Origin of the sequence: Achromobacter sp. NFACC18-2, from assembly GCF_900108985.1 — a bacterium.
Lineage (GTDB): Bacteria > Pseudomonadota > Gammaproteobacteria > Burkholderiales > Burkholderiaceae_B > Achromobacter.
In genome coordinates, this window is record NZ_FNYM01000014.1 from 136084 (window position 1) to 147248 (window position 11165).

The window sequence follows — 11165 nt, forward strand, 5'->3', positions numbered from 1 at the left end:
CCCTTGATCGCTCAAGGGGCTTTTTCTTACCGCGGCGAGCCGATTATTTGTCGGCCGCGTTGGTGATGGCATTGCCCGCCCGGGACATGTCCTTGCCCATGCCGGCCACGGTATTGCAACCGGCCAGCACAAAGCCGAACACGACAAAGGCAGTCAGCACGATCTTGCCGCGCATGCTGTAGCTCCTGAATGAAAAAAATGAAGACGCCCGGCCCTAGGCGATCTGCACGCGCAGTTCGCCCAGCCCCTCGACGCCGCCCGTGATCACGTCACCCTGGCGCACGGCGCCCACGCCTTCGGGCGTGCCGGTGAAGATGATGTCGCCGGGCTGCAGCTCGAACAGGCCCGACAGGTACGAAATGCTTTCCGGCACGTTCCACAGCATCTGCGAAATATCGCTGGACTGCTTGCGCTCGCCGTTGACGTCCAGCCAGATGGCGCCCTTGTCGAGCGTGCCGACGACGCTGCGCGGATGGATGGGGCCCAACGGCGCGGATTGGTCGAACGCCTTGCCGATTTCCCAGGGACGGCCCTGCTTCTTCATTTCGCCTTGCAGGTCGCGGCGGGTCATGTCCAGGCCCAGCGCGTAGCCCCACACGCATTCATTGGCCTGCTCGACGGGGATGTCGCGGCCACCCTTGCCCAGCACCACGACCAGTTCCATCTCGTAGTGCAGGTTGGAGGTCTTGGGCGGATACGGCATCTTGCCGGTCTCGCCGTCGGCCACGAACAACACGGCGTCGGCGGGCTTGCAGAAGAAGAACGGGTCTTCGCGGCCGGTGAATCCCATTTCCTTGGCATGCTCGGCGTAGTTGCGGCCCACGCAGTAGACGCGACGCACGGGGAACAGCGCAGCGCTGCCGGCAACGGGAACCGCGACGGGGGGCTGGGGAGGTAAAACGTAGTCCATGAGCTATCAACCTATGACAAATACGTGACCGGAAAACCGGCGAAACATGTTACCCCGACGCCGCGCGCTTGGCATGCCCTGTCACCCCGCGATAGGGGCGTTGTTGTTCTTGGGCGGCCGGGCGTTTGAAAAGCACTCGCGAGTGTATCCCTTTCTGCGCCGCGTGCGCGGACCGGATGAGGTCGCCCACAACACAACGGCGCGGCGGCGACCGGCGCGCAGCCGTCGCGGCCGCGCCGCTTCGCATGGCCGGCCGGCGCAATGCCGGCACGGCCCGATCCCGATCAGCCCTTCGCGTAGCGCTCGGCGCTGCGCACGATTTCCTCGTGCGCGGCATCGACGCCCTTCCAGCCCTTGACCTTGACCCACTTGCCCTTTTCCAGGTCCTTGTAGTGCTCGAAGAAGTGCTGGATGCGGGAGATGTCTTCCGCCGGCAGATCTTCATAGGACTTGATGTTGCGGTACGGGGGGTACAGCTTTTCGATCGGCACCGCCAGCAGCTTGGCGTCGCCACCCGACTCATCGTCCATTTCCAGCACGCCGATGGCGCGGCAGCGCACGACGGCGCCGATCTGGATGGGGAACGGGGTCAGGACCAGCACGTCGGCGGGGTCGCCGTCTTCGGACAGGGTCTGGGGAATGTAGCCGTAGTTGCACGGGTAGTGCATGGCCGTCAGCATGAAGCGGTCAACGAAGATCGCACCGGAATCCTTGTCGACCTCGTACTTCACCGGGTCGGCGTTCATGGGGATTTCGATGATGACGTTGAAGTCTTCCGGCAGCTTCTTGCCAGGGGAGACGCGATCAAGACTCATGGTTCAACCTTGTTTGTCTGAAAGGATATTCAAATCGAGCCGTCGTCCTTGAACGGCGGCTTGGTGGTCGGCACGGGCGCCGCGGGCGGCGTGGGCTTGGGAGCGGGCGCCGCAGGGGCCGGCGCGGGCGAGTACGTGGGCACCGGCTCATCGAAAGCAGCCGCGGGAATCGGGGCGCTGTCGAAATACTCTTCGATGTCGGACGTGCCGCGGGCCAGCGGGGCGTCCTCGGGGGCCAGGGCGCGGTCGCGCTGCGCGTTGCTGACGCGCGCATCCGGGTCCAGCACGTAGTCGGAGGCGGACGCCGCGACGGCCGGCGGCAGGGACGGGTAGTCGCCGCCGACGTCCGCATCGGTGTCCGTATCGGACAGGCCCACGGCATAGCCGCCTTCGGCATCGACGCGATAGGGATCCGAGCCCGTATCGGCGGCAGGCAGCGCCGCGTCCGAGGCCAGCACCGGCAAGGCCATGCTGGCGGCCGTTGCCAGGCGCCAGTGGCGGACCGCATCGGCCGGACGGTCGAGCCGATCATAAAGACTGCCGAGCAACGCGTGCGTCTGCGCATCGCTGCGCCGCGCGAGGCTGCGCAGCAGGTAGCGTTCGGCCTGGCCCCAGAGCTGTCCGTTCAGGCAGAGCATGCCCAGGGCGGTCAGCAGATCGGGATCGGTCGGACGCTGCTGCAGCCAGGTCTCGGCCTTGGCAAGTCGCCGCGACACCTGCTCGGCTTCGCAGCGCGCGTAGGCAGCCACCAGGGCGGGATTGAATTTGACCGCGACGGCCGATTCCAGGACGCGGGCCGCTTCGTTGGCTTCGCCCGCGGCTTCGAACGCCGCCGCGCCCGCCAGGGCGATCTCGGGCAACAGGCGTTCCTCGGCTTTCAGGTCTTTCCAGATGGCGCGCCAGGCATCGCTGCCCGCGGCGGCGCGCAGGCGCGCGGACCCGGCGGCGTCGATCAGGAGATCGGCTTCGTGGCGGCCCATCGCGTTGCGGCGCAGGAGCCCGCGCGCCAACGTGAAGACCTGTTCGGGGTGATTCAGCGCGGTATGCGCCCGCAGCAGCAGGCGCATCGTGTGCAGGTGGCGTGCGCCGCCGTCGGCCAGGGGCGCCAGCACGGTCAGCGCCCGTTCGGCGCGGCCCTGGTCGAGCAGCATGTCGGCCGACACCGTGGCCGTGGCTTCGACCAGGCCGGGATCCGTGCCGGCCTGCTCCTGGGCGGTGGCCAGCAGGCGGTCGCGCCGGTCGAATTCGCCCAGGCCGTGGGCGGCGCGGCCCGCCGACAATGCCGCCAGAACGCGGCGCGTGCGCACCTTGGTCTGGTCCAGCAGCTTGGTCAGGTCTTTTTCGGCGTGGGTGTAGCGGCCTTCGAGCAGGCCGATCCAGCCGCGTTCGAGCAATTCGTGGTCGCGCGCCTGCGCACGCTTGCCGCGCCAGGCCCGGACACGGTCCGGGATGGCGAGCAGCCAGGCCAGCAGGCGTAAGCCCACGTACAGGATGACGAAGGTCGCGACGATGAGCAGGACGGCGAGCGTCAGCGACATGTCGATGCGCCACGGCCACACCAGCAACAGCACGTTGCCCGAATGCGAACGCAGCACCACCGCCAGGGCGACGGCGACGACGGCGAGCAGAAGGGTCCAGAACCAGGTACGCATAAGCCTCAGTCCTGATCGCTGGTCTTGAAGCCGGCGGCCCGCAAGGCGGCCACGGCGTTCAGGCTGTCCGCCACGTCCGGCATGCGCACGGCGATGTCGGTCTGGGCCAGTTCGCGCGCCAGGTTCTGGGCGGCGACGGTGTCGGGCGAGCGGCCATCGAAATACTTGGAGAGCGTGGAGCCGACGTTGTCGAGTTCGCTCTTCCAGACCGAGGGCTGGCGCATCAGCATGGCCAGTTGCGCCGTCAGCAGGCGCTGGCGCAGCGTGCCGCGCACCTGGTCGGCCTGTTCGGGCGACAGCAGCAGCGCGGCCGGCTCGTCCACGCGCTGGATGGTAATGAGCCCGCCGAGTTCATGGGCCAGCGCGGACCCCGCGCGGCCGGGCCAGGAGGCCACCTCGGCGCGCCAGCGCTGCCACCAGGGCGCATCGGCAGGCAGGTCGGCCTGGGGATCGACGGCGGGGGCCGGCGCAGGCGGTTGGGCCTGGCCAACCGGCGCCACGCCCGGGGACACGGCATCGGGCACCAGCAGCGGCGCCTTGCCGACCAGGGCAACCAGCCGTTCGATGCGCGCGGATTGCGCCGGGATGTCCACGGTGGACACGGCGCGCAGGCGGTCCAGGTCGCCGTTGATGGATTGCTGCAGGCTGGAGAACCGCGGACGGTCCGCGCGCGCCAGTCGAGACTGGGCGGTTTCCAGGGCAACGATGGCGTTGGAAACGTTGCCCGCCAGGCGCAGTTGCTGGTTGGCGATGGTCAGCAGGCGCTCGACGTCGTTGGCCAGCAGCTCGTCGCTGGCGCTGTCGTTGAAGTTCTGCCAGGCCTGCTGCAGGGCGTTGTATTGGCTTTGCGTTTCGCGCAGGGTGTCTTCGAGTTCCGCCACGCGCCCCGCCTGCGCCTGCGCAAGGGCGAGGGCTTCGCGGGTGTCCTTGCGGGCTTGGGCCACGTCAGCGCTCAACGTGTCGATGCGGGTGGCCACTTCGCGGCCGGCGGATACGAACTGGGTGCGCTGCTTCCACAACGCATACCCAAGGCCCACGGCCAGCAGGATGACGATTATCAGGGCGGTGACCATCGGGCCACTGCGGCGCTTGGCCGGACGGGCCTTGACGGAGTCGGCCGGGGCCGATGCGGACGCGCTTGCGTCCGGGGCGGCCGGATGAACGGCCGGATCGGTAGCGGGAGTCTTGTCTGTCATGACGCGATTGTATTCGGTGTCAGTCCGAACCAACGAATCAAGCAGCAACAAAAGCCTGGAATATCGACTCGTCGTTGGGCAAGCAGATTTTTACCATCGCCGGACCGCCCGCGCCATCGCCCGCCTGCGGCACGCGCCGCGCCAGCGAGGGATGCGTCAGCACGAAACGGCAGCGCCCCCACCAGTCGGCAAGACCCGCGGAGTCGAGCTGGCCGCGGATGGCATCGGCGCCCTCCCCGCTGGTGACCAGCCAGGTGGCGGCGACGCCCGCATCCGCCCAGTGGCGCAGGGCGTCAAGCTGGGCGGGCGTCCATGCGGCCGGCCGCCGCTGGTACGCGGCATGGCGCGTGACGCTGACCCCATGCGCCTGGAGCGTGTCGCCCAGCCAGTCGCGGCCCTGGGTGCCGCGCACCAGCAGCACGCGGGCGGGCAGGCTCGGCTGCGCCTGCAGCACGCGCCACAGGGCTTCGGAATCGTGGCTGGGCGCGGATTCGTCGGGGTGCAGCAGTGTTGTATTCGCGCCAAAATGACCGGTCTGGCGCAGCGCCAGCGCGCTGGCGGGGCCCACGGTGGCTGCGGCCACGTTCGCGGGCCAGGCGACGGCGCCGTCCGCGAGGGCGATCTGGTCCAGATACTGGCGGGCCGCATTGCCGCTGACGAACACGACCAGATCGTAGTCGGCAGGCCGCGGCAAGTCCTCGGACGCAATGGACAGGGGATGGATTTCGAGGGCCGGCAGGATAGAGGCCTGCCAACCGGCGCCGCGCAAGCGGTCGGCAAGCGTTTCGTTGCGCCCGGCGGGCCGCGTCAGTACGGCGATGCGCGGCCCAGGGGCGGCTGCAAACGCCGGGCCCATCAGCCGGGTCCGTCGGGATGGAGCAAGTCGCGAAGAATGGCCTGCGCGCCCCCGTCCAGCAATTCGTTCGCGGCAGCTTCGCCGATGGCCTCGGCCTCGCTGACAGGACCCGTGCGGACTGCCCGGACGATACGGGCGCCATCGGGTGAAGCCACCAGGGCGCGCAGCGACAACGTGTCGCCGGAAATCTGGGCGAACGCCGCCAGGGGCACCTGGCACGAACCGCCCAGCTTGCGCGATACGGCGCGTTCGGCCAGCACACAGGAGGTCGTGTCCGCGCTGACGAGCGGCGCCAACCAGGCGCGCATGTCGTCGCGGTCGTCGCGGATTTCGATGCCCAAGGCGCCCTGCCCGGCGGCCGGCAGGCTGTCGGCGGGGTCCAGCAGGCTGCGGATGCGCTCGCCCAGGCCCAATCGGTCCAGGCCCGCCGCCGCCAGCACGATGGCGTCGTAGTCGCCCTTGTCGAGCTTGCCCAGGCGCGTATCCAGGTTGCCGCGCAGGGGCTTGACCACCAGGGCGGGGAACCGGGCGCGGATCTGGGATTCGCGGCGCAGGCTGGACGTGCCCACGACGGCGCCCGCGGGCAAGTCAGCCAGCGAGGCATAGCGGTTGGATACGAAGGCATCGCGCGGATCCGCGCGATCGAGGACGGCGCAAAGCTCGAACGGGGCATGCAGCTCAACCGGCACGTCCTTGAGGGAGTGGACGGCGAGATCGGCGCGCCCGTCGAGCAGCGCGGTTTCGAGTTCCTTGACGAACAGGCCCTTGCCGCCCACCTTGGACAGCGTGCGGTCGAGGATCTGGTCGCCTCGGGTCGTCAGGGTAAGAAGTTCAACCGCGCACGCTGGGTACAGCGTGCGCAGCCGATCGCGCACATGCTCGGCTTGCCACAGGGCAAGCCGGCTGGCGCGGGTCGCGATGACCAGGCGTTGCGGTAGAGACACGTGACGCCATCAAACGAAGTTGGAGACGATGACCGTCGCGACTACCCCGAGGATGGCCAGCACGAACAGGCCTTGAAGAAGGCTAAGGCCCGATTCGGATTGCTGGGGATCGGTCGATCTACGCAGACTCATGTGCTGATTCCTTGGAAGCGTTCTTGCGGCTTGCAAGCCACCGTCCAAGGACAACAACCAGCAAGGCGCCAATGATTTCTGCGCCGATTTTAACCGCAGTCGGCTGAACGCCGAATTGACGTTCGACAATGACGTCGGTGATCAGCATGCCGCCGGCGATCCAGCCCAGAAGCGCAGCGCCGAACGTGACGACCAGCGGATAGCGGTCGATGAGCTTGAGCACCAGCGTGCTGCCCCAGATGATGATCGGCACACTGACGATCAGGCCGAAGGCAACCAGGCCGATCTGGTGGTCGGCGTGGGCGTTCTGGGCCGCGCCGGCAATGGCGATGACGTTGTCCAGGCTCATCACGAAGTCAGCGATGATGATGGTCTTGATGGCCGCGGCGATGGATGTTCCGCCCTTCACGTTGCCATGGGCATCGTCTTCGGGAACGAGGAGCTTGACGCCGATCCAGACGAGCAACAGGCCGCCCACGACCTTCAGGAACGGGATGGACAGGAGCGTCAGGGCAAAGGCGATCAGGACGACACGCAGAAGGATCGCACCCGCGGTGCCCCACAGGATGCCTTGCATCCGCTGCTTGGGCGCCAGGTTGCGACAAGCCAGCGCGATCACGACGGCATTGTCGCCGCCGAGCAGGATGTCGATGAGGATGATCTGGAATACCGCTGCCCAACTCAGCGTCTGGAAAAACTCAAGCACTTTGAACCCCCGAAGGCATTTATAAAAAGAGTGGCCGGTCCCGGCCCGGCCGCTCCTGCCGTGCTTGCGCACGGCAGGAAATTTCAGAAAAACATATTATTGTAGTTCAGCTTTCAGTCAGCTTTCTGACGCATCAGCAAAACTTTACCAATCAACAGGACCATCACCGCACCCAATGCGCCCGACATCAGCGCGAAACTGTGCTGTGTCACACCCAACGCGGCATCGATGCGCGCCACGGGTTCCTGCAATGCGGGATCGCCCACCAGCAGTTCGCCTGCAATGAAGCCCAGCAGCGCCGCGCCGACCCAGACGATGAGCGGGAAGCGTTCAATGACTTTCAAGAGCAACGTGCTGCCAAAGATAACCAGGGGAATGCTGATTGCCAAACCAAGCACGAGCAAGGTCGTGTCACCCATTGCCGCGGCGGCCACTGCCACCACGTTGTCCAGGCTCATGACCAGGTCGGCGATCATGATGGTGCGGATGGCGGTGAGCAGGTTGCCATGCGACTTGCCGGCGCCGTCTTCTTCACCTTCGGGCAGCAGCAAGGTCACGCCAATATAGACCAGGAGCAGCGCGCCGATCAGCTTGAGCCACGGCAGCAGCAACAGCTTGGCCGCGACGAGCGTGAGCACGATACGCATGATGATCGCTGCGGCGGAACCGACCACGATCGCTTTTTTCTGTTGCGCCGGGGGCAGTGAACGCGCCGCCAGCGCAATAACCACGGCGTTGTCGCCTGATAGCAGAATGTTGACCCAAATGATCTGGAGCAACGCGATCCAGAATGCCGCTGAACTGAGTTCCATGCCTCTCTTTCCTAGGTGTGATCCCCCTAGGACAAAACCAAATTAATGGATGAAATGAAGAAAACAACGTACTGACCGTCTTGGTGCGAGCCCGACGGCATTCTTGCTGGGTACGTGCGAAATTTCTTTCATTATAGTTTCGTTCAGCTTTCCGTATGATTGGCCCGACCGCGTCCTGGACGCGGGATTACCCTAGGAAAAGCTAAAAAATCCAGACGAAAAAAAGCCCGCCGAAGCGGGCTTTTTGCAGCGCAATGCTGAAACTTACAGCACCGACTTGAGCAGCTTGCCCATTTCGGAGGGGTTGCGCGTGGTGCGGATGCCGCAGGCTTCCATGACTTCCAGCTTGGCGTCGGCCGTGTCGGCGCCGCCGGAGATCAGCGCGCCGGCGTGGCCCATGCGCTTTCCGGGAGGCGCGGTGACGCCAGCGATGAAGCCGACGACCGGCTTCTTCATGTTGTCCTTGGCCCACTCGGCGGCGTTGACTTCGTCCGGACCGCCGATTTCGCCGATCATGATGACGGCGTCGGTGTCGGGATCGTCATTGAACAGCTTGAGCACGTCGACGTGCTTCAGGCCGTTGATGGGGTCGCCGCCGATACCGACAGCGCTGGATTGGCCCAGGCCCAGTTCGGTGACTTGCGCCACGGCTTCGTACGTCAGGGTGCCCGAACGGCTGACGATGCCGATGCGGCCCTTGCGGTGGATGTGACCCGGCATGATGCCGATCTTGATTTCGTCGGGGGTGATCAGACCCGGGCAGTTCGGGCCCAGCAGCAGCGTCTTGCTGCCCTTGGCCTTCATGCGGTTCTTGACTTCCAGCATGTCGCGGACGGGAATGCCTTCGGTGATGCAGATCACCAGGTCCAGTTCGGCTTCGACAGCTTCCCAGATGGCGGCAGCAGCGCCCGCGGGCGGCACGTAGATGACGGACACGGTGGCGCCGGTGTCGGCCTTGGCTTCCTTGACCGACGCGAAGATCGGCACGCCTTCGAAGTCTTCACCCGCCTTCTTGGGGTTCACGCCGGCCACGAAGGCGGCCTTGCCATTGGCGTACTCACGGCACATGCGGGTGTGGAACTGGCCCGTCTTGCCCGTGATGCCCTGGGTGATGACCTTGGTGTCCTTGTTGATCAGAATCGACATTGTGAATCCTTGATTTTCTCTTTACTTGACGGCGGCTACAACGCGGGTGGCAGCTTCGGCCATCGTGTCGGCGCTGATGATCGGCAGGCCCGAATCGGCCAGCATCTTCTTGCCGAGTTCTTCGTTCGTGCCCTTCATGCGAACGACCAGCGGCACGTTCAGGTTCACGGCCTTGCACGCGGTGATCACGCCTTCGGCGATGACGTCGCAGCGCATGATGCCGCCGAAGATGTTGACCAGGATGGCCTTGACGCTCTTGTTGGCCAGCATGATCTTGAAGGCTTCGGTGACCTTCTCGGCCGTGGCGCCGCCGCCGACGTCCAGGAAGTTGGCCGGCTCGCCGCCGAACAGCTTGATGGTGTCCATGGTGGCCATGGCCAGGCCGGCGCCGTTCACCAGGCAGCCGATGTTGCCGTCGAGCTGGATGTAGGCCAGGTCGAACTTGCTGGCTTCGATTTCAGCGGGATCTTCTTCGTCCAGGTCGCGGTAGGCGACGATTTCCGGGTGACGGAACAGGGCGTTGGAGTCGAAGTTGAACTTGGCGTCCAGGGCGATGATGTTGCCCTTGCTGTCGCGGTTCAGGGGGTTGATTTCGACCAGGGAGGCGTCGGTGTCCATGTAGCACTTGTAGAGCTTCTGGAACACGTCCACGGCTTGGGCGGTCGAGTCGGCGGGCAGGCCGATCGCGTTGGCGATCTTGGTGGCTTGCTCGGCGGACAGGCCGGTCAGCGGGTCGATGTATTCGGTGATGATCTTTTCGGGGGTGGAGTGAGCCACTTCCTCGATGTCCATGCCGCCTTCGCTGGAGGCGATGAAGGCGACCTTCTGCGTGGCGCGGTCGGTGACCAGCGAAACGTAGTATTCCTTCTGGATGTCGGCGCCGTCTTCGATGTACAGGCGACGGACCTTCTGGCCTTCGGGGCCGGTCTGGTGCGTGATCAGCTGCATGCCCAGGATTTCGGATGCCAGCTTGCGGACGTCATCCAGCGAGCGGGCCAGCTTGACGCCGCCGCCCTTGCCGCGGCCGCCAGCGTGGATCTGTGCCTTGACGACCCAGACCGGTCCACCCAGCTTTTCAGCGGCAGCCACGGCCTCGTCGACGGAAAGAGCGGGGATCCCGCGCGGCACGGGGACGCCAAATTGCTTCAGCAGTTCCTTGCCTTGATACTCGTGGATTTTCATGTGTTACCTGTCAGGACGTATGAGAAAAAGAAGGTGAATCGGAGGACGACTCGGCCGATGCCTCAGCGCTACCCCCGGTGTACCACTCGGGATAATGCTCAGCCACCACAGGGCCGCCAGTGCTGAGCGCATGGCAGCCGTCCAGTTGGAATGGACGCCGGTTCGGGTTGATTTCCTGCCGCCGGCGGTTGGCCATGGTCTGGACCGCCGCGGTGGGAAGCACCTGCGACAGTTCGGTCATGTGCGTACAGCCTTCCACATGCCCGAACCGCTCCTTGACCTGGCGACGGAACCCCTTGAGGAGGTTCATGCCGATCAGGTCAGTGTACGCCGGCTCGATGGCCTTGCAATGCTCGCCATAAGGCGCCGCGTCATAGACGGCCTGGGCCGCCACGATCGAGAATTCCTCGTCGATGGTGATGCGCAGGAGCATGTGGTGGATGGGTTGCCCGGCCTTGAACATCTCGCCGTCGCGCTTGGGAAAATCGTACGCCTTGACGTCGATAAGCTCGGCTTCCAGATCCCAGTTGCCGTCATCGCGCGCGTACGACTGCACACGTATGGAACGCGTATGCAGCGGTTGGCGAGGACAATCCGGCGGTGGCAAGGGCATGCGTGGGGCCTGCGGGGCAAAGATGGCCTGCGCAAATGGTGCGCGGCAACAAAACCTTCAAAGTATAGCGCAGGCCGCCACGCAACAATCGTATTAATTGGCCGGCCGGTGTTTCCTGGCGGCCCGGATACGGTTCCATGGCGCGAAACCCGGCTGGCGCCTGGGGCGCGAGCCGGGTTTCTGGGTGGGCCGTCGGGGGCG

General features: G+C 65.5%; 13 protein-coding genes. All 13 read right to left on the reverse strand.

The features are described 5' to 3' along the window. Positions 1-43: 43 nt before the first annotated feature. The 13 genes from BMW75_RS20780 to BMW75_RS20835 all read right to left on the reverse strand — a co-directional run bounded on the left by BMW75_RS20780 (position 44) and on the right by BMW75_RS20835 (position 10964). Positions 44-175, reverse strand: a complete 132-nt coding sequence (locus BMW75_RS20780; protein ID WP_008164311.1) for an entericidin A/B family lipoprotein — start codon at positions 173-175, stop codon at positions 44-46. A 39-nt stretch (positions 176-214) separates the two neighbouring features. Further along, positions 215-910, reverse strand: coding sequence for a fumarylacetoacetate hydrolase family protein (locus BMW75_RS20785; RefSeq protein ID WP_092581671.1), 696 nt, complete (start codon positions 908-910; stop codon positions 215-217). Positions 911-1194: 284 nt separating this feature from the next. After that, complete coding sequence (gene ppa, locus BMW75_RS20790) at positions 1195-1725, reverse strand: inorganic diphosphatase (protein ID WP_076519750.1); 531 nt, start codon at positions 1723-1725, stop codon at positions 1195-1197. Between the two features lie 29 nt (positions 1726-1754). Continuing rightward, positions 1755-3377, reverse strand: coding sequence for a heme biosynthesis HemY N-terminal domain-containing protein (locus BMW75_RS20795; RefSeq protein WP_092581672.1), 1623 nt, complete (start codon positions 3375-3377; stop codon positions 1755-1757). Between the two features lie 5 nt (positions 3378-3382). Next, positions 3383-4573, reverse strand: a complete 1191-nt coding sequence (locus tag BMW75_RS20800) for a uroporphyrinogen-III C-methyltransferase (protein WP_076521984.1) — start codon at positions 4571-4573, stop codon at positions 3383-3385. A 37-nt stretch (positions 4574-4610) separates the two neighbouring features. After that, on the reverse strand, positions 4611-5429 hold the full coding sequence (locus BMW75_RS20805) for a uroporphyrinogen-III synthase (RefSeq protein WP_092581673.1): 819 nt from the start codon (positions 5427-5429) through the stop codon (positions 4611-4613). After that, positions 5429-6373, reverse strand: a complete 945-nt coding sequence (hemC, locus tag BMW75_RS20810) for a hydroxymethylbilane synthase (protein WP_076519747.1) — start codon at positions 6371-6373, stop codon at positions 5429-5431. The genes BMW75_RS20805 and hemC overlap by 1 nt, the downstream gene beginning before the upstream one ends. Before the next feature lie 9 nt (positions 6374-6382). Continuing rightward, positions 6383-6505 carry a hypothetical protein gene (locus BMW75_RS29880; protein ID WP_042792647.1) on the reverse strand — a complete coding sequence of 41 codons (123 nt, stop codon included), beginning with the start codon at positions 6503-6505 and terminating at the stop codon, positions 6383-6385. After that, entirely contained in the window at positions 6492-7211 is a 720-nt protein-coding gene (locus BMW75_RS20815; RefSeq protein ID WP_092581674.1) for a TerC family protein, read from the reverse strand. The genes BMW75_RS29880 and BMW75_RS20815 overlap by 14 nt, the downstream gene beginning before the upstream one ends. 113 nt (positions 7212-7324) lie before the next feature. Beyond that, a complete protein-coding gene (locus BMW75_RS20820; protein WP_076519745.1) occupies positions 7325-8023 on the reverse strand; it encodes a TerC family protein in 699 nt (232 codons plus the stop codon). Positions 8024-8287: 264 nt separating this feature from the next. Next, positions 8288-9169 carry a succinate--CoA ligase subunit alpha gene (gene sucD / locus BMW75_RS20825; RefSeq protein WP_076519744.1) on the reverse strand — a complete coding sequence of 294 codons (882 nt, stop codon included), beginning with the start codon at positions 9167-9169 and terminating at the stop codon, positions 8288-8290. 21 nt (positions 9170-9190) lie between these two features. Beyond that, complete coding sequence (sucC, locus tag BMW75_RS20830) at positions 9191-10351, reverse strand: ADP-forming succinate--CoA ligase subunit beta (protein ID WP_076519743.1); 1161 nt, start codon at positions 10349-10351, stop codon at positions 9191-9193. Positions 10352-10361: 10 nt separating this feature from the next. After that, positions 10362-10964, reverse strand: a complete 603-nt coding sequence (locus BMW75_RS20835) for a DUF2889 domain-containing protein (protein ID WP_076519742.1) — start codon at positions 10962-10964, stop codon at positions 10362-10364. Positions 10965-11165: the final 201 nt, after the last annotated feature.

Excerpts from the sequence above, each read along its gene's own strand:
- BMW75_RS20780 (WP_008164311.1), bottom strand. The coding sequence starts at position 175 with ATGCGCGGCAAGATCGTGCTGACTGCCTTTGTCGTGTTCGGCTTTGTG.
- BMW75_RS20785 (WP_092581671.1), bottom strand. The coding sequence starts at position 910 with ATGGACTACGTTTTACCTCCCCAGCCCCCCGTCGCGGTTCCCGTTGCC.
- ppa (WP_076519750.1), bottom strand. The coding sequence starts at position 1,725 with ATGAGTCTTGATCGCGTCTCCCCTGGCAAGAAGCTGCCGGAAGACTTC.
- BMW75_RS20795 (WP_092581672.1), bottom strand. The coding sequence starts at position 3,377 with ATGCGTACCTGGTTCTGGACCCTTCTGCTCGCCGTCGTCGCCGTCGCC.
- BMW75_RS20800 (WP_076521984.1), bottom strand. The coding sequence starts at position 4,573 with ATGACAGACAAGACTCCCGCTACCGATCCGGCCGTTCATCCGGCCGCC.
- BMW75_RS20805 (WP_092581673.1), bottom strand. The coding sequence starts at position 5,429 with ATGGGCCCGGCGTTTGCAGCCGCCCCTGGGCCGCGCATCGCCGTACTG.
- BMW75_RS29880 (WP_042792647.1), bottom strand. The coding sequence starts at position 6,505 with ATGAGTCTGCGTAGATCGACCGATCCCCAGCAATCCGAATCGGGCCTT.
- BMW75_RS20820 (WP_076519745.1), bottom strand. The coding sequence starts at position 8,023 with ATGGAACTCAGTTCAGCGGCATTCTGGATCGCGTTGCTCCAGATCATT.
- sucD (WP_076519744.1), bottom strand. The coding sequence starts at position 9,169 with ATGTCGATTCTGATCAACAAGGACACCAAGGTCATCACCCAGGGCATC.
- sucC (WP_076519743.1), bottom strand. The coding sequence starts at position 10,351 with ATGAAAATCCACGAGTATCAAGGCAAGGAACTGCTGAAGCAATTTGGC.
- BMW75_RS20835 (WP_076519742.1), bottom strand. The coding sequence starts at position 10,964 with ATGCCCTTGCCACCGCCGGATTGTCCTCGCCAACCGCTGCATACGCGT.